The sequence below is a fragment of the Parasphingorhabdus sp. genome (assembly GCF_039982415.1).
Lineage (GTDB): Bacteria > Pseudomonadota > Alphaproteobacteria > Sphingomonadales > Sphingomonadaceae > Parasphingorhabdus.
This window is the reverse complement of record NZ_JBDWYL010000007.1, coordinates 72,263-95,708: the sequence shown is the minus strand read 5'-3', so window position 1 is coordinate 95,708 and position 23,446 is coordinate 72,263. Positions and strand designations below refer to the sequence as shown.

Genomic DNA, 23,446 nt, shown 5'->3' with positions numbered 1-23,446 from the left:
TTTATTATAAGCCGCCAGAGCAAGGACGCGGCCAGTCAATGTCTTTGGCAAAATCGACCGTTACAGATATTTATCCAATTTACGAAGGGACTATTCATGCAACCAATTATCTATGATGTCGCCTTATCAATAGATGGTTTTATCGCCGGTCCTGACGGCGATGTGACGCAATTTGCTCATGAGGGACCGGTGGTGGACGATTATAACCAGCGGCTCCAAAACTATGCCTGCGCGATCATGGGGAAACAGACCTATGAATTTGGCTATCGCTTTGGAATGGAAGCGGGCAGCAATCCTTATCCTCATTTGGCCACATATGTCTTTTCCGAAACCATAATGCTTCCCGAAAAGCGTGCAGTGGAAATAGTAAGCGGATCGGATCCTGACAAGCTGCAGCAGATCAGAAATGAAGCCCGCGGACCGATTTATTTGTGCGGCGGCGGCCAGTTTGCAGGCTCTTTATGGGCCGCTGGTATGATTGATATTATTCGGCTGAAAAGAGCACCGATCTTGTTGGGCGGCGGTACTCCGCTTTTTGCCGATGCCGATCCTGGCCCCGCCCTTCGCTGCGTGGAAACGAAATATTATGACGATGGCTATCTGTTCCAGGAATTTCACCGCCAGAATTGATCCGCTATCACCAATTTTGCGGATCCACCCAGATCAATAAGCTGACCTATCGCACTTTGAGCATTGACATTACGTCCATTAAATAATTACTACATATATGAAGTAAATAGATAAAGGAGCGAAATCATGGGCGCGATTGATGTCTGGGCACAAATCACAACCGAACGGATGGCCCGTGCGCCATGGTTGGCGCCGCTATTGCGCTGGACCGATCAATCGGAGAATGCGGTTTTGCCAACTGTCAATTCGACACTTGCCGCTATGGATGCAGCCGATGTCGAAATCAGCTTGCTATCTGCTTGGCATGGCCCGTCCGGATCCCTGATCAGCAATGAAGAAGTCAGCGCTCAAATTGAGGCTGCGCCGGATCGGTTGCGGGGCTTGGCGACGGTGGATTTGACCAATCCAATGCAGGCTGTGCGAGAAATTCGCAAATGGGTTGATGGCAAGAAATTTGTCGGCGTTCGGGTCGTGCCTTGGCTCTGGGATCTTCCACCCAATGACCGGCGCTATTATCCCATCTATACCGCATGTATCGAACTGGGCGTGCCCTTTTGTACGCAAATAGGTCATACGGGCCCTTTGTTACGGTCCGAAACGGGCCGTCCGATACCCTATTTAGAAGATGTCTTGCTTGATTTCCCTGAACTGGTTGTGGTCGGCGGGCATGTCGGATTTCCGTGGGTGGACGAGCTCATTTCCTTGACCATAAAATTTCCGAATTTCTATATTGATACGTCGGCCTATGCGGCGCATCGATTGCCAGCAGACTTTGTCCGTTTCATGAAAGGCCTGGGTCAGGATCGCGTCCTGTTTGGGACCAATTGGCCCATGTTGTCTCCTTCTAAATGTTTGGAAAAAATCGACATGTTGAATTTGACCGACGCGCAAACAGAGGCCTTTTTGTCAGGCAATGCGCGCCGGATATTCAATCTTTAAATTACCGCGGATGATGGGTCGAAAGGAGGGTATTTCATCGGCGGCTAAAAGGCGATTTTAATCCCGGTTCGCCCACCAAAGCTGCGATATCCGCCACCCAGATCGGCATTGGCCTCAAAAAATCCAGTGACGCCATTGGGGGAGGTGATGTTCAATCCGGCTTCGAACCGACCAAAGCTGTTGGAAAGTCGGTTGTCCAAGGCAAGGGATGATGCACCGCTGGTAAACATAAATCCGTCTTTTGATTGCGATTGATGAACAGCATGCCCGCCGAAATAATAGCGAAGCTGATTATCACCCTTGACCTTTGTTTCGCCGCCGAGCCGCAAGCCGGCCATGGCGCGCAATCCATCATAAGTATCAAAATTAATTTGAGCACCCAGAGTAGCGAGATCCCCGAGACTGGATTGTTGCCATTCGAAACTGGACAATGGCTGGATGAAAAATTTCTCATCTCCAAAACGATATCCGGTTTCCAGCCGCATCCCGAAGCCATGTCCGTTTAAATCAGCGCTATAGCCAGCCGTTCGCGCTTCTATGTCGGCATTTATAAAATCATACTTCACAAGCGCATTGGCGAAGAAGCCACCCGTGTCAATGCCGGCATAGGCACCAATATTGAAGGCACCATAGCTGATATTATCCGCCATTTGATCAAATCTCAGATCTGAATCGAGATACCCTGTTGTCACTCCAAAGATGATCATGTCATCTCCCAATTGGGTCGCGAAATCATAACCCATTTGAAAGCCGAAATAATCCTGATCATAATCCAGATTAGTAACTTGTGAAAAGCCGGATGATGTGAATTCGAAACTTTCCTCTTGATCGCTTAGGCTGCCATATATTTGCATCCAGAGCGGCGCACCGGGAGCGTCCCGCCGAGTTGCCATATGCGCAGCCCAGGCGTCGGCCGACCGGTACCAAAGAGATTGTGCACCTTCCGTAAATTTGAGTGTTTGCACCAATGGCGCGCCAATGGCGTTGGTCAGATAAAAATCACCATTAGGCGCATCATAAGACAGACGATAGGCCGCAAAGCCAATAGTCTGTGCGGCATCGTTCAGCGCAAATGCTTCCTCCGCAGTACCCGGCTGGGCATCGACGACCAGGACGCTGACATCAATATTCGGACTGAGGCTAATATCGTTGAGAATAAGGCCGGTGCTTCCGGTGGTCAGTCCTGCGACCGTCAATCTGTCGGCGGACCCTGCATCATCAAAGCTGACATCCAGACCCAATAGCCCGTTGCCGGTATAGCCGCCAGGTAAATTCAGACTGTTCCCAACCGTTTCATTGGCCATATCTACAAGCCCATTATTGGTCAATTGTTCGAGGCCCAGCCACGCCAATCCGCCATTGATAATGATTGTACTCTCATTGAGAAACAGATCGTTTCCATCACCAAAATCACTGTCCAATATGGCTTCGAATATTCCAAGATTGTGGATATTATCATCAAAAATTCCGGTACTGATCCGGCCGGTTATATGTCCGCTATTTGTCAACAGCGTGGCACCGCCGCTCGCGCTCAGGGCAAATTCTGTGCCGCTTTCCCAGTGGCCGCTATTTTCGATTTGGATTGTTGATCCGGTGGTCACGGCGGTTACGGCATTGCCCGTCCCACCGGCGATATTACCGGTGGTTGTGAGGTTCAAATCGCCTATCCCTTGCTGAGACGCGTAAATGCCGTGTTGTCCCCCACGCACATGAGCGGCAACAATCGAGAGCTCCGTCCCTGCGGCCGCGTTTTCGGCATATATGCCATCCATCATTGTCGCGCTTGCCGATCCATTGGAAAGGATTTGCAGCGCACCGCTGCCAAAATTGGTCGCGCGGATGGCGTGGGTTTCACCATTTGTATCCTGCGCGCTTATGCTGAGGTCGGTTCCCGAGGCATTTTGGGCATAGATACCGTTAGCATCGGTCCCGCTGGCATAAGCTAAGGAGATGATCGCAAGCGCCCCATCGCCTTGATGAATGGCGCGAATGCCGTTGTCGGCGCCGGTGGCTATATTGCTGGTAATCATGAGGTTATCTGTTCCCACCCCATTGCGAGCATTGATCGCGTCACCCGCTACACCAATTATGGTGCCAAGACTTTCGATGGAAAGCGAGCCACCGAAATTTTCAGTATAAATCCCATCCAGTGCGCCGCTAATCACAGACTCTTGAGATTGGGTAAGAGTTAAGGCGGCATTATTGGCGTTGGCGCTGTTATAAGCGCGGATACCATCGGTCCCTTCGCCAGTGACATCTCCGCTCACACTAATGGTCAGTGCACCGTCGCCATAATTTTGAGCTCTTATCCCATAGGTCCCGCCTCGGACGTGTGTAGCGGCGATTGAAAGCGCACTGCTATTGGTGGAGCTCCAGGTTTCGATGCCACTTAAATTTGCCCCAGCGGCGAAGTTGGTTGAGTTGATCGTCAATGAACCCGTCCCTTCATTATAGGCGTAGATCCCATTGGTCGCGCCCTCACTAATGTGGCTGGTGATGGTGAGATGCGTAGTGTCTGCGCGATTGACTGCCCAAATCGCATTCTGCGTTTCTCCGATAGTTGTGCCCAGCGCATTGATCGTTAGGGAGCCGCCCAGATTTTCCGCTTCCACACCATGGGTTGCGCCGCTTGTAATGGTATTGGCTTCAAGGTCTATGACCATGGATGCGGAAACATCATTGGCGCTATTATATGCAAAAATTGCCGATTGGCTTTGACCGGTAACATCTCCGCTGGCGCTGATCGTTAGGCCGGCAGCCCCAAAATTGCGGGCATATATACCATAGGACCCGCCGACAACTGACGCTGCGGCAATGGATAATGAGGTTCCGGCAATAGAATTTTCAGCATGGATTCCATTGGCTGCAATACCGGTCGTCATCCCGGTGGCGGAAATGGATAATTCACCCGTGCCCAGATTATCTGCCTCAATGCCATAATATCCGCCTGTGGTTTCCGTGGCAGCAATGGTCAAATCACCGCCGCTGCTTGCGTTAAACGCACTTATCCCGTCATAGGCCTGACCCGATGCCGGGCCGACCGACTCAATCGAGAGCGATCCGCTTCCATAATTTATGGCCAATATGCCGTTTCCGCCGCCTTGGGTGGTTTGGCTTATAATGGTTAGCGCTTCTGCGCTTGCGCGGTTTCTCGCATCAATCGCATCTCCATCGGTGCTTTCGGCGGAACCAGAAACCAGGATGTTAAGCGATCCGCCCAAATTTTCGGCATAAATGGCGCCATATCTGCCCGAAACATTGGTTGCATTGATCGACAAGGCGGATCCATTCGCGCTGTTATAAGCGCCAATACCGATAAATTCTGATGCCGAAACCGTGCCGGAGGACGAGATATTCAGAGCTCCGCTGCCTTCATTATTGACGCGGATACCGCGTTCCGCAGCCACTACATCCACAACATTAATGGTTAAACTGGTACCATTTGCAGTATTGGTCGCAGTAATGCCATTATCACCATTTGAAGTGACCGTACCGGTCGAAGTGATCGATAGTGCTCCCGTTCCTTGCTGCGTGGCGATAATACCATTGGTGCCGCCCGAGGCCTGATGACTGATTATGGTCAGGTCGCTTGTACCCGCGGCATTATAAGCGGCAATACCGTTTCCGCTTTGGCCATTCACGCTACCATAAGCTGCGATCGTCAGCGCCCCGCTAAGATTTTCGGCAATAATACCGGTACCGGCACCGCTTATTGTCGAAGCGGCATTTTGTTCAATCGACAGAGTTCCGGAGAGATCATTGGCGCTGTTATAGGCATATACACCATCGGCCGATTGGCCCGTGACATTTCCTGACATGCTAACGGTCAACCCGCCGGAGCCATAGTTAAGTGTTCTGACCCCATTGGTACCGCCGATCGCATTGGCGATGGTCAGGGCCATGGAATCCGCGGTCATCCTATTATAGGCATAAACGCCATATTCTGTGGTTCCGGTCGCGGTTCCATTGACGGTAACGGTGATCGATCCGGTTCCTCTGGTGAACGCAACAATTCCGCTTTCTTCACCAAGGCTATCCATGGAATTTATCGTCACATCGGTTGAGAATTCACTGCCAAAAGCAACGATCCCGTTGGCAAATTCGCCACTGCTCAGGCCGGTAGAGTTTATAGTGAGCGCGCCTGAACCTTGGTTGACGGCATAAATGCCATAATCGGCGCCATGCGTAATGTTGCTTGATATCGTCAGGTCAACACCGGTATCTCGGTTTCTGGCTTCAATGGCCGACTCGAATTCACCGATGACGGTTCCTTGGGCATTGATTGTTAGCGATCCCCCATGGTTGTCGACGTAGATACCATGGCTTGATCCATAAATTGTGGTTCCCGCCAGTTGTTCTATTGTAGCAAAGCTGTCCGCACTGGTGCTTATATTGTCGGCAAAAATACCATCACGAGTTTGACCGCTTATATCTCCGGTGGATGTAATCGTCAGCCCGCCGGAACCCAGATTTTCTGCCCAGATTCCGTTGTTATTGCCAGCCACATGCGCTGCGGTGAGCGTTAACGCGGTTCCGGTGTTGGAATTGGAAGCCTGAATCCCATTCGCCGTCGCGCTTGCCGTCAAGCCAGTGGCCGAAATAGTCAGCGCGCCGCTGCCGAGATTATTCGCGCGAATGCCATCCAAATAGCCGGAAGTGTCAACGGCATTAATAGAAATGCCCGTACCGGTCACGGAATTGGAGATAATGATGCCGGATCCAGTGGCGCCATTTACAGAACCAGTGGCAGTGATGGTTGTCGCCCCTTGACCGATATTTGTCGCCGCAATGCCTGTGACCCCGCCATTGGCATGCATCGCAGCGATAGTGAGGTCCGTTCCATCGGCATGATTATAGGCAAAAATCCCGTCATCCGTGGCACCGCTAGCTGATCCGAGAGACGTGACGGTTAAGGCGCCCGACCCGCGATTGCGTGCGTGAATGCCATCGCCTTGTCCGATGGCAATATTACTAATGACGGTAAGACTAGTCGTATCAATAGCATTGCGGGCATCGATACCGTGAGAAGCCAAGCCGGTTACGGTTCCGAATGCATTAATGATCATTTGACCTGACTGGTTTTGCGCATAAATACCGGTAGTGGAACCAGTAATTGTAGATTCTCCCATTTGGTCGATCCGCAACATGCCCGAAAGATCATTGACGCTGTTATAGGCGAAGATACCGCTGGCACCGGAGCCAGATATGGCGCCAGTGGTTGTAATGGTAAGCGATCCACGGCCTCGATTAATCGCGCCGATTCCATAATCAGCGCCGCCGCTGTTATGCGCCGTAACGGTCAAATTGGTGCCATCCGTCAGATTATAGGCAAATATGCCCAATCCGCCTCCGCCCGACACCGTTCCAGTCGAATTTATCGTCAACGCACCAGACCCCTGATTCGCCGCATAAATGCCCATTTGTCCGCCGGTGCTATCGTGCGCTTGCACGGTCAAATCAGTACCAGCGGTTGAATTGACGGCAGAAATAGCGTTTCCGAGCAATGCATAGCTGCTTCCCACGGATTCGATGGTAAGCGCGCCATAGCCTGCATTGTAGGCATATATGCCCTGTTGCAATCCCGAGACATTATTGCTGGAAATGGTAAGATCGGTCGCACCCAAGCCATTGATAGCGGAAATACCAATACCGGTCTGGCCCTCGATCGTCCCGTTTGCGGTTACGGATAAGGGTGCACCAAAGCTATTGGTTATGCGTATACCATTGTCAGCACCGATAATTTGAGAGGCGTGTGTATCTTCAAAAAACGCACCGAATATGCCGTTTATGTCAAACGCATCTCCAGCGGCGGTGGCGATACCAAAATCGGCTTCGGTGGTAACTGTCGTTGCGAGCCCATCCAGAATTTGCGTGGTATCGGCAGCGGCTGGATCCGAACAAATGAAAACGCCAGCCGTGACGGCAGATTCAGCGCATGTACCGGCAGTTGCTGGTGCGGTTCCAGCAAGGCCAGATCCAAAGAGCAGGGCGGAAGCCATGGCTGCTGCGGATACGGATAGGCGTAAACCACTCAAAGGCTGGAGGATCTGTTCATGACGGTTTGAGCATCGCGCCGCAATCTTGTGCTTCTGATTGGCGCTGTAGTGATAATATTGGGAGGTTTGGATAGCCGAAGACATTGTTTTTCCTTGTTCAATTTGGGGGACAGCCGAAATTTCTGGGCTAATTGCGAAATAGGGGAGGGTGTTTTGTGCTATTGGAGCAGAGGAATTTGCTGATCTATCGCGAATTCAGCGTCCTGATATCGGGACCTATAGTGTGCGCGCAGATAGAAATTTATCTGACCGGAAATGCCTTCAAAAGGGCGGGTAGCCGAAGTAAACGAAGCGCTGGACATGGATTACACCTTCAATTTCAATTTCCCTGTTGTCGCGCTCTGATCATCTCTTTGATTGTTTCGGCCGTCTATCGACAGCGGCACAGGGCAGCTGTGCAAAAACACAGGCACAGCAGATTTTGCTGCGAATCCGCATTGATTTCAGGAGAGGTTGATGATCGGGAGAGCGCGACTAGGGGCCGTCAAAGGCTATATCGATGATACCGATAAGGACGGGCAAGGCGAACGGCGCGGGCCTTCCCATCGGAAAGTCAGACAAATCTAGCGACTATTCGTCCTGTATTGGAAAACGCGAATCGCCATTGGGCCGAGAAAATGTGGCGGCAAATTGTTCTCGCAACGTTTCCATTACCGCCTGGGTGCGGTTGGCTTGTACGGTATCGGGATGCGCGTGCAATTTCAGTGTACGGGCCAATTCAAAGGGTCTTTTGCCAAAAGGGACAATCAAATCCGATTTTTCAGCGAGGCAAATTGGTAAAACACCTTTGCCGACACCGGCTTCTACAGCGATCATGACACCGCGGGCATCAGTAGACGTTAGTCTTGGCCGATGTCCTCGTTCTCCCCGCATTTTCTCCCACAGGCGAACCGGAGCCGTTCGCGGCGCATCTTCATCGAAGAAAGACACCCATTCAAGCTCTGTGGGGTCCAGTCCTTTTTTGGCGTAAAGCCCATAGTGTACTTCGCCCAGATTAACCGCAAATTCGCTCGCGCGCGGCTGGTTTTCAAACCAAAAGGATAGGGTCGCTTCCCCGCGAATGGGCGTGGTCGGAATTAAGCCCAATAAGCGAATGTCCAGGCGGGGATTTTTCCTGAGTAGATCCGCTAAAGCCACCCGTGTGAGTTCTTCCAAAATCCACGGGCTAGAAATGAGTCGAATCAAGCCCGTTACACTGCCATCCCCATCCGCAATTTCATCCTCCAAATTTTGCATGCGCAATTCTACTTCTTCTGCGCGTTCAATGATCAATTTGCCGGTTTCGGTTGGTAGTAATCCGGTTTTGGTGCGCGCAAATAGAGATGTTCCAATATCAGCTTCCAAAGCGGTGAGCCGCCGACCGGTTGTCGATTGATCGAGATCCAGCAGATGAGCAGCGCGAGCAAGAGAGCCTGCCCGGGAAGCCGCGAGCACTATTTTGAGATTATTCCAGTCAAAAGACACAATTATTTCATCCTATTTTTCTGCACGCTTAAAATCATCCAGGCCATTTGCAAAAACAAAGATGCTGGATTTTCACAATACAGCGTTGCAGATTTTCGGGTTCAGTGGGGGACGGCAATTCTCTATCGATGATCATCAAATGTAACGTTATGTAAACATATACTTTTACAGATACCGCTTCAATATCATCCCGATGGAATGATCATTTTCGGCGGTTATTGGAAAACAGGGATCATCGTTTCATGGGCCATCAATCGAAAATTCAGAAATGTCTGACCGTGGCGGAAATTGATATTATCCGGCGAAGCTATCTCACTGTCGGCGCCGAAAATGCGCGGGCCGGGGAATTATTTTATCAGCACCTTTTCCAAAATAAGCCGGAATTACGAGCGCTATTTGTTGGCGACATTGCAGGTCAGTCATCAGCCTTGGCCAATATGTTAGGCATGATTGTTTCACAAATTCAAAATTTACCCGAATTATTGCCGATGCTCGGCGATCTGGCTCGCCGTCATATTGACTATGGTGTGAGACCCGAACATTTTGAGGATGTGAGTGATGCGCTTATTGCGATGCTTCAGGATATTCTCGGACCCAAATTTGATTCTGCCGTCGAAGCGGCTTGGCTAAAAGCCTATGATGGAATTGCCTTGACCATGATTGGTATCTGTTTCGGCGATGCGGGCCTTTTGCGATATCGCAAGAAAACGCCGGCATAAACCTAATCTGACCGATAGGAATCATCACGCGCATCGGTACCGTAAATTTTGGTGCGGCGCCTAAATCCGGCCTTGGCCTGTGGGTACGCGCAAATGCGATACCCTGCATCATCCCTGACATCAGGACCGGGTTTATCCGGCCAACCTATGGCACCATATAGCGTGAAATAATTTCATTAAATGACTGATAAATAATCGTTTATATTGAATTTCTCGCGCTTGCAAAATTGCAAGCTTGCATTGCGGCGCTGTCGATAGACGGCAAGGTCAATCCCGTGGATGAATGAAGGAGCGACATTTGGGACCATAAACAGAAAGACTATTTCATGACCAAGGCTTCGAGAAAAAACCATGCGACAACCAAGGCTAATCAGACGGCGAAAGCCTCCCCTATGGCTCCGCCCATCGAGGCCAGTGAACCCGATGCTGCTCCTGAACCGGCAAGGACACACAGCCACGCTGATAACGGCCAAGATGCGGATCAGGCAGATAAGTCTCGCACCGCGCAGCTGGCGCGTATCCCATCCAGCGCGGAAGTGAAGGCCAGTGTCGATTCTCCGCAATCCACCACCTTTACCCAGTCTGCTGGACTGGTTGATCGGCTGGCACAGCTGAACAGCGCGCTGATATTTTCTTCCTATCAGTCTGGTTTACTCTACATGCTCGGCCGAAAGCCTGGCGGCGGCGCCCATTTGCATCAATCGGCCATGCAAAAACCCATGGGCATCTGTGTTGAAAACAGCAACAGCTTTACCTTGTCCGCGGGTTTCCAAATCATGCGTTTTGAAAATGGGTTGGATGCAAATGAACGGGTGAACGATCTTTTTGACGGCTGCTATGTGGCGCGGGAAACCCGTAATACCGGCGAGCTGGATGCGCATGATATTGGCATTGATAAAGACGGACGACCGCTGTTTATCAACACCCGGTTTAATTGCCTTGCCACCACGGATTCGCGGCATAGTTTCCGCGAAATATGGCGACCGCCTTTTGTTTCTACGCTTGTTGATGAAGACCGTTGCCACTTAAACGGTCTGGCCATGGAAAACGGCGAACCAGCCTATGTAACGGCGGTCAGTCAATCAGATACAATCGATGGATGGCGCGATCGCCGGCATAATGGCGGTATTGTTATCGATGTCCGGAAAAATGAAATAATCTGCAAGGGGCTTTCCATGCCCCATTCCCCCCGTCTCTATGATGGGAAACTTTGGTTGCTCAATTCGGGAACCGGCGAATTGGGTTTTGTAGAACGCAGCGCCAACACCAACGGGAAATTTGTCCCTCAGGTCTTTTGTCCGGGTTTTGGTCGCGGTTTGGCGATCAAAAACGGCTATGCTTTTGTTGGCTTATCCAAACCTCGTTATCAACGGTTTGAAGGCCTTGCCCTAGATGACCGTCTGGCGGCAGCAGACAGCGCGCCTTGGTGCGGCATACAAATAATCGATCTCGCCAAAAGAACATGCGTCGATTGGTTCCGCATAGATGGTGCGGTTTCGGAAATTTATGATGTCGCGCTGTTGGACGGTCATGCTTGTCCAATGTCGATCGGACCGACGGCACCGGAAATGGCCAAATTTGTAACCCACCGAAAAGCAAAATTACCGGCTCAACAAGCAATTGGCTGACCGTTTTTGCAATGGCCTGATGTCCCGGAATTTATCTCAAAATCCCCAATTTTAAAGCTGAACAAGGATCCCCCTATGGCTCGAACCAAAATTTTACCTATCTCCTTTTCTAAGACATGTGCGCCTGCGGACAGACATATATATCCGAACCCGTTGGGATCGGGAGATTTGTTTCCGCAGATGACAGCACTGCGTTTCTCTGTTTCCGCGGCTGCTATTGGCGCTGCGCTGTTATTCGGCATAGGGGCGATGGGAGCCCGTCCGGCGACGGCCGGAACATGCTCGGAAATCGTCGTGGGTACAGGGGATTTCACTTGCTCGGGTCCAGCGGAACCCGCCGCTGATGTCACGCAGTTTCTGAGTGTTGTTGGTCCTGTGACAGTTACAACCGAAAATGAGTTTGGCATTACCACCATGGCTGATCAGGCTATCGCCATAAATGGGATTGGCGGCACCATATTCGAAGATCTGGCAATGTCGACAATCAACGGGCAGTCGGTGGGAATACGCATCGAAAATAGCGGTGCGGATTCTCTGTCTCTTTTCTCAAACGGGGTTGTAACCGGTTTATCTGAAGACGGTATCTTTGCACTGAATGGCGCAGGTGCGCAAAATTTAACGGTGCTTGCCAATATTACCAATGGCGAAACCAACGGCATTATTGCCAATAATCTTGGATTGGGCGCGTTGACGGTGACATCTACCGGCTTTTCAAGTGGTGCGGATACCAATGGGATTTATGCTTTGAATAATATCTATGGCACGGACCTTGTCGTGAATGCCGTGGATACATTTGGCGGGGCAAGCGGAATAGCTGCATTTAACCTTGGAAGCGGCGCCCTTTCTGTTTCTTCTACGGGATTGGCTGAAGGCGAAAGCTCTTACGGAATTGTCGCGGAAAACTCAATTTCAGGATCATCTTTGTCGATCACGGCGGTGGATGCAATTGGCGGCACGGTGGGAATACGCGCCAATAATGAAGGAACCGCAGGACTGTCCATCAGCGTGACGGGAGATGTGATCGGAGAACGAGCCGACGGCATTTATGCCATTAATAGCGCCAATGCTGTGGCCGGTTCGATGGATATTGATCAGCAAGCCAACACAACCATAACGGGGGCCAATAACGGGATAACCGCAAGCAACTATGGTGCTGGCGCGCTGACAATTTCTGTTCAAGGGACAGTTGTAGGGCAGAGCTATAATGGCATTAATGCGCGGACTGGTAACGCTGCAACCGATTTAACGATTGATAGCAATATTGTAACGGGGGCTGAAAATGGCATTTACGCTCGGAATTATGGCAGCGGTGCTCTCTCCATCTCATCCACGGGTACGGTGACCGGGGCATCGTTTGATGGCATTTACGCTTTTAACTCTTTCGACAGTACAGATCTGACCATTGGCTCTGTTTTCACGACGGGTGCGGAATATGGGATTTACGCTGCCAATGTTGGCACTGGTGCATTGACAATTTCCGCAACCGGTCAAACTGAGGGTGAAAATTATGCCGGAATTTTTGCACTTAATTCTGGTTTTAGCACATCGCTTTCTGTTGATGTAGCCGATGTTGTCGGCGGGACATATGGATTGAATATATTTAATTTTGGTTCTGCCGGTGTCGCGATTAGCGTCGGCGGTGATGTCCAGGGCGAAAGCCAAGCAGGTATAGCGGCTTTTAACAGTGTGAACGATGTGTCCGGATCAATGGTGATTATGCAGGACGTTAGCAGCACTATAACCGGCGCAACCTCTGGCATTATGGTTCAAAATTACGGAGGCTCTCTCACCATCAATGCATTGGGGACGGTGATTGGCGAAAATGGAAACGGGATAGATGGCTTCAATGGAATGGAAACAACCGATTTCTCGATAACCAGCAACATAGCTCAAGGATCGCTGCACGGGATTAGCGCAGACCATGAGGGGAGCGGGGTCTTGACCATAAACTCCACTGGTTCAGCAACCGGAATCACCGGAAGCGGGATTGTAGCTGCAAATACTGCCAATGGAACAAGCCTTAACATTAGCGCGGTTGACAGCAGCGGAAATATCGATGGAATTGATGCCGTCAATACCGGTTCCGGTGCGTTGATGATCACGGCAACAGGATCTGTAAGCGGCGAATTGAACGATGGAATAGACGCGTTAAATTCTGTCAATGGTACGGATTTGACCATCACAGCTTTCGACACGGATGGAGAGGATCATGGCATTAATGCAATCAATAACGGCACCGGCGCGCTTTCCATTGTTTCCACCGGCCTAGCAAGCGGAGGTACCAATCGTGGAATTTACGCGTTTAACTCGAACAACGGCACGTCGGTTTCTATCTTGTCCGCTAATGTGATTGGCGGGATTATTGGAATTGAAGCGAGAAATTTTGGCAGCGCAGGACTGGCAATCAGCATCAGCGGCGACGTGACGGGCCAAAGTCAGTCGGGTATTCTGGCTTACAACAGCGCGAATGATATCTCCGCTTCGATGACCATTGATCAGGAGGTTGGCAGCACGATAATTGGCGCAACATCCGGTATTGATGCAGAAAACTTCGGTGGATCATTGACGATAAATGCGTTGGGTACGGTCATTGGCAATGATGGCAATGGGATTAATGTCGTCAATCAGGCCGGGACGTCCAACTTGTCCATTGTCAGCAATGTTGCTCAAGGCTCTGATCAAGCAATTTATGCGCGCCAAGAAGGCAGCGGGGCGTTGACCATCACATCAACCGAACTTGCAGTTGGAACCGAGGGCAGCGCCATCTTTGCAGAATCTTCCGTCAATGGCACAAATATGGCGATCACCGTGATGGACATACTCGGAGCGGTAGATGGTATTTCCGTATCTCATGCGGGCGACGAAGCGGTCGCGATAACGAGCAATGGAGTGGTTGCTGGTGGAACCGGAAATGCAATCACCGCGATTACGACGGGTTCGGTTATCATGATCGACAATAATGGGACACTTGAAAGCGGTGTCGGTTTCGCCTTGGCGGCCTCGGGAGGTGGGACCCAACTCACGAACGCAGGCACGGTAAATGGCCGTGTTCAATTGAGTGATTTTGACGATGTGGCCATCAATAACGGTCTGTTTAACGCGACATTGGATAGTGACTTTGGCGCGGCCGTTGATCTGTTTACCAATAACGCCACTCTCAGGGTGCAAGGCGCAATATCATTGATCGGACTGGAACAGCTGACCAATGACGGATTGATAACAACTGCTAATGATATGGTGGGCGATAGCCTGACTACGACAGGCAACTATAGCGGCACAGGTGAATTTGAATTTGATGTCAGTTTCGACAATTTGGGTACGGCGGATACGCTGATCATCTCCGGAGCTGCCACGGGCAATACGCTTTTTGCCGTGAACGATGTGAGCACCAGTGCGGTTTTTGGCAATCGCGTGTTGGTTGTGGATGCAGGCGTGGGAACCAACGCTGATGCATTTGCATTGGATGAACCCGGCGCAACAATAGGATTTTTCGCCTATTCGGTGCTCTATGAAGAAGCCGATAATGATTTCTATCTGGTCAACACTATTGGAACGCCAGTATTTCAAACATTGAAATTTGCGGAAGGTGCACAATCGCTATGGTATCGTTCTGCTGATGCTTGGGCCGCTCATTTCGCAACGCCCAATCCGCAATGGGAATCGCCTGCGTGGATTCAAATTTACGGGAATATCACCAATCAGGATGACAGCTTTTCATTCGGTATTGCTGAAGGCGACGAACCGATTGCGGTGAATTATGAGCAGGATTATTTTGGGCTTCAGCTGGGCTATGAATTTGGTGCTGGTGCTGGCGCTGGCGGTGATGGAGCCGTTTACGGCGTGACGGCCGGCTATCTCAACTCCAATCTGGGGTTTCGCGCGACGGCGGATAATGTCCGCTACGATGCCTTGAATATCGGACTCTATGCGGGAATAAGAAACGGCCGGTTTTTCGCCAATGCCCTGGCCAAATATGATTTTATTCAGGCCGATGTTCGCGCGCGAACGGCTGGCTATACTGCGGATCTTGACGGCGCGGCTTATGGTGTTCGAATAGAAGCTGGTTATCGCATAGGAGCAGATAGTTTCTTTGTCAGACCGTTGGTCAGTTTTGAATATCAACAAACCAAGTTGGATGATTTTTCCGCATTAGGTGCAGATATTTCATACGATAATTTTGACGGTTTGCGGGGCATGGCCGGCTTTCGGTTGGGCGGCGAAACCGCTATTAGTCGCGGTAGTCAATTAACTTATTATGCCGGCGGGCAAGCTGTGCATCAATCGCAATTGGGAGATGGAATCACCTTCACCAGTGGCGACACATTAATTGAGATTGAAAATCGATTGTCCCGGACTTTCGGGAGGTTCGAATTGGGACTGAGCATCGCCACCGTCGGCGGCGTCACCGGCTTTATCGAAGGCAATGCTGACATGGGTGGAGACTATACCGGTTTTGGAGGACGCGGCGGATTGAAGGTTCAATTTTAAGCAGCGAAACCGCAAGGATTGTTGAAATTTCTGAGAATGCAATTCCCTTAGGGTCGCAGGCTTCTCAGGATAGGCGGGGATCAAAGATTCGAAGCACTCTGATCCCCGCTGACTAACGAAAACGCCGAAATAACGATCGGTCTAACCCACGAACCAGAGCTAATGATTACAGGAAAATATGGGGGCATAGTTATGAAACCAATTATTTCAGATATCTCAGCGATCGCGCTGCACATTGAAGCCCGGTTTCGTGGTCCCATAAGTAGCTATGAAACCATAAGCTATGAACAATTGAGCAGGGCGCATTTGGCATTAAGTTTACGCAATGCGCGCAAAAGATCTTCCGTGATAAAATATCTTAATTTGGAGACGTGGGAAATCTTGTTTGTTCTTTTTGCGGCTTATAAGCGAAACGATATCGTTCGAATTTCTGGCTTTAAAAATGAATTGTCGCGCGTGTCGGCTCATTCTCTTTGCTATGAAGCAATGCTCTTACAAGATGGCCTATTCTATCTGGATCATGCTTCTTCGGGTGATGAGAATGTACGCGTTGCACTCACGCCCAAGGGAGTAGAATATCTGGCGGAAGTTTTAAAGCGATCAGAAATCGCTAATCTTCTAGATGCTGGCAAATATCAATCGTTCGCAGCCTGCAATCTGTCTGTCTCAGCGGCGGGATGATAGCATTTAAGCAAAATTTCGTCGCCTGTTGATCATTGTTACAAATCCCGTGCGAAGCAGTGCGGTATTTGCTTTTTTTTCCTATTTTTTGGAACTCTCCTCCGTTTATAACCCGATCATAACCGGCGCCTGATGCAGCAAGTTTCCTATAATTTGGATGTTTGTACGGCACAACGCATCCCCCCAATCGGCGGCGGTCAAATAACGATTTGCAATATTGAACGGAGAAAGATCATGATCTTGTTCGAACGAGAAATATTAGCAGAATTCATGGTTGGTTATACGCATTATTTGGATGTGGGAGGCCGTAAACCGGTCTCGGTATATTTCCCGTCTGACAAAAAAGTTCATTTGAAGCGTATGGATTCCAAAGTGGTTACTGGAAAAATGGCGATCAAAGATGTTGGATGTAGTGTGTGTTGGCATGACGGTTCCAACGACAATTACAACTTAGCGGAACATTTGGGTGCGTTTATTTACTTAGATGCCGACGGCAAATCTGCTGGGACGATAACCAAGATCGTCCCAGGGAATCCGGAATTTTTCTAAGCACTGACTGAAAAACGTCTATGCGGACAATGGTTGCCAGCCATGGGTTATCACACGTCGAGATTAGCCACGTTGAGTGCATTATCGACGATAAATTCACGCCGCGGTTCGACGACATCGCCCATTAGCTTGGTGAATATTTCGTCTGTGACATCGGCTTGCTCGACCGTGACTTGCAACAATGACCGGACTTCAGGGTCCAGGGTTGTCTCCCAAAGCTGTTCGGCGTTCATCTCACCGAGGCCTTTATATCGTTGGAATGACAGCCCTTTGCGCCCAGCGGCGAGAACCGCGTCGAGCAGTTCGGATGGCCGAGTTATCAGCGTGCCTTCCGATCCAACGGCGACATCGTCATCATTCTCTTCGCTTGCTGTGCTTTTGATCAATCGACTTCCGCTGGCGTAAGTTGCGCTTTGTTCGGAAGCAAGTCCATGCAATTTTCGTGCTTCGGCCGATTCAAGAAATTTGGCTTCAATAATATGGTGATCTGTCACGCCGCGCCACAGACGTTCAAATAAATAGCCGCCTTCTTCAGAAAGTTGGCCCGACCAGCGGCCCTCTTCATCCACAGCGTCCATCCAATTGGCTGCCGCTTCTACGGCTGCTTGCCGTTCTGAACGACCGAGGTTGGGATTAAGCGCGCCGGTTAACGCCATGCCTTCAACAATAGTGCTGTCATAGCGCCTCGGAACATAGGCCATAAGCGCACGCATTCGGCGTCCATGCTCGATAAGGCTGCGCAAGTCCTCACCCGATCTTGCGCCCTCTTGTGTTTGCAAAATCATGTTCTGCAAACCGGCGTCGACAAGATATTGATCCAAGGCGTTGTCATCTTTCAAATAGACTTCGCTCTTGCCTTTGCCCACTTTGTAAAGCGGCGGCTGCGCAATATATAAATGACCATTTTCAACAATTTCCGGCATTTGTCGGTAGAAGAAGGTCAGGAGAAGGGTCCGAATGTGGGCGCCGTCAACATCAGCATCCGTCATGATAACAATTTTGTGATAGCGGAGTTTTTCGATATTGAAATCTTCTCGCCCAATTCCGGTGCCCATTGCCTGGATTAACGTTCCGACTTCTTTTGAAGATAGCATCCGATCAAATCTTGCCCGCTCAACATTGAGAATTTTCCCCTTGAGCGGCAATATTGCCTGGTAGTGCCGATCGCGGCCTTGTTTCGCGGAGCCCCCAGCTGAATCACCCTCGACGAGGAACAATTCAGATTTTGCGGGATCACGCTCTTGGCAATCGGCCAGCTTTCCTGGCAGGGAAGCGATATCCATCGCTCCTTTGCGCCGTGTCAATTCACGGGCCTTTTTGGCGGCCTCCCGCGCCGCCGCAGCGTCGATCACCTTTTGCACGATCATGGCTGCATTTTGGGGGTTTTCTTCCAGCCATTCAGCCAGTTTGTCCGCCATTAAACTTTCCAATGGCTGACGCACTTCCGATGACACTAGCTTGTCTTTGGTTTGAGAACTAAATTTTGGATCAGGCAGTTTGACGGACACAATGGCGGTAAGGCCTTCGCGCATGTCGTCACCAGTAAGTTTGACTTTCTCTTTTTTCAATGCGCCGGAATTCTCAGCATAATTGTTGAGCGTTCGAGTTAGCGCCGAACGAAAGGCCGCCAAATGAGTGCCACCATCGCGCTGGGGAATATTATTGGTGAAGCAGAGAACATTTTCATAATAGCTGTCATTCCATTCCAGTGCGACATCTATGGTGACATCATCTCGGTCCCCATGAATGGCAATCGGTTCCGGCACCAAAGCGGTTTTGTTGCGATCAAGATATTGCACAAAGGCAGCGATCCCGCCTTCATAAAATAGATCAATTTCTTTGGCTTCTTCTCCGCGTTCATCCCGCAATAAAATATGCACACCGCTATTGAGGAAAGCGAGTTCACGATAGCGATGTTCGAGCTTCTCAAAATCAAATTCGGTTATCTTAAAAGTCTCCGGAGATGGGAAAAAAGTAACCCGGGTGCCTTTCTTGCCATTGGCATCGCCAATCACTTCTAGGCTTCGCACAGCTTCACCAAATTCAAAGCGCATATTATGTTCTTTTCCGTCGCGCCAAATATTTAGTTCCAGCCATTCGGATAGAGCATTTACAACCGACACGCCGACACCATGGAGTCCACCCGAAACTTTATAGGCATTGTCATCGGATGTGTTTTCAAACTTACCACCTGCGTGCAGCTGTGTCATGATGACCTCTGCCGCTGAGACCCCTTCTTCGGCGTGCATACCGGTGGGGATACCGCGTCCATTATCTTCAACAGAAACACTGCCATCCGCATTTAAGGTGATCAAAATCAAGTCACAATGGCCAGCTAGCGCCTCGTCAATAGCATTGTCGGATACCTCAAACACCATATGGTGAAGGCCCGATCCATCATCAGTGTCACCAATATACATACCAGGCCGTTTGCGGACGGCATCAAGGCCTTTCAGTACTTTGATTGAGTCTGCGCCATATTCATTTGGATTAGACATGTCTTCAGCCGCGTCTGGGCCATTATTTTCTGTGTTTTCACTCATATCAGCCTTTTAGACCTATATGGTGTGAAACCCAAGGGTTTTGTGAGAAATTTGTATATTATAACTCTTATTTTACAGATAGTTGAGCCGGTTTCACTATTGTCAGTTGGTTGAATGGCAAATCGTCGGCAAAATGCGCATCAACCAGGTGAATCAAGAAGGAAAATAAGCAATGACCAACCCTGCCGATATGGTGCCTTTCGCGAAGACAATGGGCATAAAAATTACCGAAATGAGCAAAGAGAAAGTTTTAGGTGAAATGCTGGTTCGGCCAGAATTTTGTACAGCGGGCAACGGCCGAGGCACGCCGTCCATTCATGGCGGCGCGGTGATGACTTTTGCTGATGTCTTGGGCGCGTTTGGCGGTTTTGCTAATCTACCCGATGGCGCCAATGGAACCACGACTTCGGAAAGCAAGACGAATTTTCTCAGTGCTGCACCGGAAGGCCAGACTGTCTACGGCGAGGCAACGCCTTTTAAAGTTGGGAAAAGACAATCGGTTTGGCAAACCCGTATAACCTTAGAAGATGGCACATTGGTCGCCGTAGTCAGCCAGACTCAAATTATATTGTGAGTCAATTGATCATTCGAATCTTTTCAAAGACCCGTAAGTTGGGCTAGACCCTAGTTATGATGAAAAGTTTGACACCCGCCCTGCTGATTTGTTTCGCTATCAGCGCTTGTTCGGAAACCACGCAAGTCAGTGATGATTTGGAAGATAGTCAGACCAATATCGCCAACCCAACTGGGCGGACGGAACGGCTCGGCTCCAATCCTGGGGAGAGGATGGTGCGGATTGGTGAAGGTGGACCGCGATTTGACGCCTGTCAGGCTGTCGGTCGCGTAACCGGACTGCGCGGCGGGCAATTGGATGTGCGGATCTCGCCATTTGACAGTGCAAAGCAGAAGGACGCGATAGCGGAAGGTCAATCGGTATTTATTTGTACGCGCAGCCATGACCAGCAATGGCTCGGCATTGTATATGACAAAGCCGATGCCGCCAATGAAGAGGGAGGTAATGAGCCTTCCGCCGATTGCGGCGTATCCTCGCCGGTTCGCTCTAAGCGCAATTATGATGGCCCTTGTGCGAGCGGTTGGGTCGAAAGCACTTTTGTGAAACTGGTTGCAGGCTAACGCTTTTCCACGGCTTTTTCTTTCGGGAATGACGGACCGAATTCGTCGTCAAAACTTCTAGACGGGACCGCATGTGAATGCGATGGTCATGGCTTATAAACAGTCCGAAAGTAATATCATGACCCTCAATCCGATCGTATATCTTGAACAGCCTTTTGGTGATTTAGCAGCGCTGATCAATGCTCATGCTGCCAATCAGCCGGATCGGATTGCGCTGGACGATGGAATCGAAAAGCGCACATGGTCGGAGACAGCGATATTGGTCAATCGCGTTGCCGCGCAACTACAAGCCGACGGCCTGCAAAAAGGGCAGGCGGTTTCGATCCTTGGCACAACCACTATTCGTTATGCAATTTGCTATTTGGCCGCCATTGTCGCTGGTGGATGCGCGGCGCCATTGACGACGTCAGCCACGCCCAAACAGCTTGCTAATATGATGGCCGATAGCGGTGCGATGCACCTTTTCATTGATAGCGGCAAACGGGCAGAACTTTTGGACAGCGGTATCGAATTGCCACCGCTCCAGCATATCATGATCGACAAAGTGGAGACACAAGCGCCGCAGCTTTGGGATTGGATGGCCGAAGACGGGGCGCAGCCTGCAGCAGTTGACGTGGGCCCGTCTGATCCGTTTAACATTATCTATTCCAGTGGCACCACCGGCACTCCCAAAGGCATCGTGCATAGCCGTCAGATGCGGTGGTACCAAATGGCCGTAGGTGAGAATTCAGGATATGGTCAGCCGGGACAAGTCTCGCTTTTTTCTACGCCCCTTTATTCCAACACCACGCTTGGTATTTTTGTTGCCACAGTCGCTTATGGCGGGACTTCCGTTTTGATGCGGAAATTTAATTGTCAAAAATGGCTGGAACTGGCTCAATCGCATCGCGCGACCCACACCATGCTGGTTCCGGTTCAATATCAACGCTTGATGGATTTTGATGGATTTGACGATTATGATCTTTCCAGCTTCACGCATAAATATTGTACCAGCGCTCCATTTTCAGCGGAGTTAAAGGCCGAGGTCCTTGGCCGGATGCCCGGAGGTTTGATCGAGATTTATTCAATGACGGAAGGGGGCGTGGTCTGTATTTTGCTGGCGCATGCCCATCCAGATAAATTGCACACGGTGGGTATTGCCTGGGGCGGCAGTGAAGTCATCACTGTCGACGAGGAGCTTAACAAATTGCCACCGGGAGCGATGGGAGAATTGGTGGGCCGATCTCAAACCATGATGAGCGGATATCAAAATCAACCGGAGAAGACCGAAGAAGCCAGCTGGTACGATCAAAATGGTGATCGTTGGCAGCGTATGGGGGATATCGGCCAAGTGGATGAAGATGGGTTCATTACCTTGATGGGGCGATCGAAAGATATGATTATTTCGGGAGGCTTCAACATCTATCCGCGCGACCTGGAAGAGGCGCTTATGGCGAATCCTGATGTGGCTGACGCTGCGGTTGTCGGAATTTCCTCCCAGCAATGGGGTGAAACCCCGGTTGGATTTGTTGTTGCAGAATCTGGTGTTTCCTTGGATCTGGACCAATTGACCGCATCAACCAATGCAGAACTGGGCAAAACGCAGCGCTTGTCCCGATTATATCTGATCGATGAACTGCCGCGCAGCCATATCGGTAAGATTTTGAAAACCGAATTGCGAGACAAGGCCGAGCAAGCGAGCGTTGCGGCCGCTCATTAACCCTATTTGTAAAGGCTCTATTGTCGATAATCATTACAATCCGCTCATGGTTAACAAGATGTTAATCATTTAAACTATTGTAATATTTATAAAATATTTAATTGGCACATGTCCTGCTTCAGTTTTTGGCAAGAGGGATGGATGTTTTTGGTCGTTAACAAAATAATCCAATTTACCCGCTAAACAAACACATTGAAGAACAGGGCACCAAATCATGCGTAAGATTTCCATAGCAACTTTAACCGCCATCGGCCTTGCAGCCGCTTATGCCACGCCAGCAACAGCCGGCGTCATCGAATATGCTGCAACCAACTATACGGGCGGTTCTTGTAAGCACGGACTGTACACCGGTAATGTGGGTAGTGGTTGTAATCGTCGCTATGCGTTCCAAGATGGCACCACCTTCAGCCACGATACAGATGCACAGACGGCGACTTTGACCGGAACGGCGATTAACGGCGCGGGCCAAGTTGCCACGCTCGATTTAAATTTCAGCAATTTTCTGGAAACAATCGATGGTACTGCTTTTGACTATAAAAATGGCGGTGGTAACTTCAATCCTGTCACCGATACGCCGGATATTGACTTTTTCACCAGCGGTTCCGGTACCATCACCATTGATGGTGCTGTTTACACTGTTAATCCTTCTGATCCTTTCGCTGGCAATACGACCTTGCAAATTGGTGATGGCGCCAATGACAAAAACAAGAAATTTGGCGGATCAGCATGGTTGAATATTCTCAATCCAAATGGGCATGCCATTAGACATTGGGACATTAACTTCAACTTGGATAAAATTGCTTCCGAAGTGCCAGAGCCGGGCGCTCTTGGTCTTCTCGCGGTTGCGGTTGGCGGCCTATGGGCAGGCAATCGGCGTCGTCGCAAGAAGCTTGCGGCCTAAGCCCAAAATCAAACA

14 protein-coding genes are annotated in these 23,446 nt (G+C 50.2%); 11 read left to right on the top strand and 3 right to left on the bottom strand.

The window, feature by feature from the left end; translation table 11 throughout:
- Positions 1-96: 96 nt before the first annotated feature.
- Positions 97-630, top strand: coding sequence for a dihydrofolate reductase family protein (locus ABJU74_RS10255; protein WP_348384123.1), 534 nt, complete (start codon positions 97-99; stop codon positions 628-630).
- A 126-nt stretch (positions 631-756) separates the two neighbouring features.
- Positions 757-1,569, top strand: coding sequence for an amidohydrolase family protein (locus ABJU74_RS10250; RefSeq protein WP_348384122.1), 813 nt, complete (start codon positions 757-759; stop codon positions 1,567-1,569).
- Between the two features lie 44 nt (positions 1,570-1,613).
- Here the strand turns inward: ABJU74_RS10250 and ABJU74_RS10245 are convergent, their stop codons facing one another.
- A complete protein-coding gene (locus ABJU74_RS10245) occupies positions 1,614-7,709 on the bottom strand; it encodes an autotransporter outer membrane beta-barrel domain-containing protein (protein ID WP_348384121.1) in 6,096 nt (2,031 codons plus the stop codon).
- Positions 7,710-8,195: 486 nt separating this feature from the next.
- Entirely contained in the window at positions 8,196-9,089 is an 894-nt protein-coding gene (locus tag ABJU74_RS10240) for a LysR family transcriptional regulator (protein WP_348384120.1), read from the bottom strand.
- A 242-nt stretch (positions 9,090-9,331) separates the two neighbouring features.
- Here ABJU74_RS10240 and ABJU74_RS10235 point away from each other — a divergent pair, with 242 nt between their 5' ends.
- From ABJU74_RS10235 to ABJU74_RS10215, 5 genes are all read left to right on the top strand, one after another.
- On the top strand, positions 9,332-9,808 hold the full coding sequence (locus ABJU74_RS10235) for a globin domain-containing protein (protein WP_348384119.1): 477 nt from the start codon (positions 9,332-9,334) through the stop codon (positions 9,806-9,808).
- Positions 9,809-10,134: 326 nt separating this feature from the next.
- Positions 10,135-11,436: a TIGR03032 family protein gene (locus ABJU74_RS10230; RefSeq protein WP_348384118.1), complete on the top strand. Its 1,302-nt coding sequence runs from the start codon at positions 10,135-10,137 to the stop codon at positions 11,434-11,436.
- A gap of 180 nt (positions 11,437-11,616) precedes the next feature.
- Positions 11,617-15,924 carry an autotransporter outer membrane beta-barrel domain-containing protein gene (locus ABJU74_RS10225; RefSeq protein WP_348384117.1) on the top strand — a complete coding sequence of 1,436 codons (4,308 nt, stop codon included), beginning with the start codon at positions 11,617-11,619 and terminating at the stop codon, positions 15,922-15,924.
- A 192-nt stretch (positions 15,925-16,116) separates the two neighbouring features.
- Positions 16,117-16,605, top strand: coding sequence for a hypothetical protein (locus ABJU74_RS10220; protein ID WP_348384116.1), 489 nt, complete (start codon positions 16,117-16,119; stop codon positions 16,603-16,605).
- A gap of 234 nt (positions 16,606-16,839) precedes the next feature.
- Positions 16,840-17,154, top strand: a complete 315-nt coding sequence (locus ABJU74_RS10215) for a hypothetical protein (protein WP_348384115.1) — start codon at positions 16,840-16,842, stop codon at positions 17,152-17,154.
- A gap of 50 nt (positions 17,155-17,204) precedes the next feature.
- Here ABJU74_RS10215 and gyrB read toward each other — a convergent pair whose 3' ends face one another.
- Positions 17,205-19,697, bottom strand: a complete 2,493-nt coding sequence (gene gyrB, locus ABJU74_RS10210) for a DNA topoisomerase (ATP-hydrolyzing) subunit B (RefSeq protein WP_348384114.1) — start codon at positions 19,695-19,697, stop codon at positions 17,205-17,207.
- Positions 19,698-19,869: 172 nt separating this feature from the next.
- On the opposite strand from gyrB, the gene ABJU74_RS10205 reads away from it, so the two are divergent.
- From ABJU74_RS10205 to ABJU74_RS10190, 4 genes are all read left to right on the top strand, one after another.
- Positions 19,870-20,271 (top strand): PaaI family thioesterase, encoded by a 402-nt coding sequence (locus ABJU74_RS10205; RefSeq protein ID WP_348384113.1) that lies wholly within the window; start codon positions 19,870-19,872, stop codon positions 20,269-20,271.
- A 56-nt stretch (positions 20,272-20,327) separates the two neighbouring features.
- Positions 20,328-20,831 (top strand): hypothetical protein, encoded by a 504-nt coding sequence (locus ABJU74_RS10200; protein WP_348384112.1) that lies wholly within the window; start codon positions 20,328-20,330, stop codon positions 20,829-20,831.
- A gap of 88 nt (positions 20,832-20,919) precedes the next feature.
- On the top strand, positions 20,920-22,530 hold the full coding sequence (locus tag ABJU74_RS10195) for a class I adenylate-forming enzyme family protein (protein ID WP_348384111.1): 1,611 nt from the start codon (positions 20,920-20,922) through the stop codon (positions 22,528-22,530).
- Between the two features lie 214 nt (positions 22,531-22,744).
- Complete coding sequence (locus ABJU74_RS10190; protein WP_348384110.1) at positions 22,745-23,431, top strand: PEP-CTERM sorting domain-containing protein; 687 nt, start codon at positions 22,745-22,747, stop codon at positions 23,429-23,431.
- The last annotated feature ends 15 nt before the right edge of the window (positions 23,432-23,446 follow it).

Bases quoted from the DNA above. Each gene is read 5' to 3' on its own strand.
- ABJU74_RS10255 (WP_348384123.1), top strand. From the start codon at position 97: ATGCAACCAATTATCTATGATGTCGCCTTATCAATAGATGGTTTTATC.
- ABJU74_RS10250 (WP_348384122.1), top strand. From the start codon at position 757: ATGGGCGCGATTGATGTCTGGGCACAAATCACAACCGAACGGATGGCC.
- ABJU74_RS10245 (WP_348384121.1), bottom strand. From the start codon at position 7,709: ATGTCTTCGGCTATCCAAACCTCCCAATATTATCACTACAGCGCCAAT.
- ABJU74_RS10235 (WP_348384119.1), top strand. From the start codon at position 9,332: ATGGGCCATCAATCGAAAATTCAGAAATGTCTGACCGTGGCGGAAATT.
- ABJU74_RS10230 (WP_348384118.1), top strand. From the start codon at position 10,135: ATGACCAAGGCTTCGAGAAAAAACCATGCGACAACCAAGGCTAATCAG.
- ABJU74_RS10225 (WP_348384117.1), top strand. From the start codon at position 11,617: ATGACAGCACTGCGTTTCTCTGTTTCCGCGGCTGCTATTGGCGCTGCG.
- ABJU74_RS10220 (WP_348384116.1), top strand. From the start codon at position 16,117: ATGAAACCAATTATTTCAGATATCTCAGCGATCGCGCTGCACATTGAA.
- ABJU74_RS10215 (WP_348384115.1), top strand. From the start codon at position 16,840: ATGATCTTGTTCGAACGAGAAATATTAGCAGAATTCATGGTTGGTTAT.
- gyrB (WP_348384114.1), bottom strand. From the start codon at position 19,697: ATGAGTGAAAACACAGAAAATAATGGCCCAGACGCGGCTGAAGACATG.
- ABJU74_RS10205 (WP_348384113.1), top strand. From the start codon at position 19,870: ATGACCAACCCTGCCGATATGGTGCCTTTCGCGAAGACAATGGGCATA.
- ABJU74_RS10200 (WP_348384112.1), top strand. From the start codon at position 20,328: ATGATGAAAAGTTTGACACCCGCCCTGCTGATTTGTTTCGCTATCAGC.
- ABJU74_RS10195 (WP_348384111.1), top strand. From the start codon at position 20,920: ATGGCTTATAAACAGTCCGAAAGTAATATCATGACCCTCAATCCGATC.
- ABJU74_RS10190 (WP_348384110.1), top strand. From the start codon at position 22,745: ATGCGTAAGATTTCCATAGCAACTTTAACCGCCATCGGCCTTGCAGCC.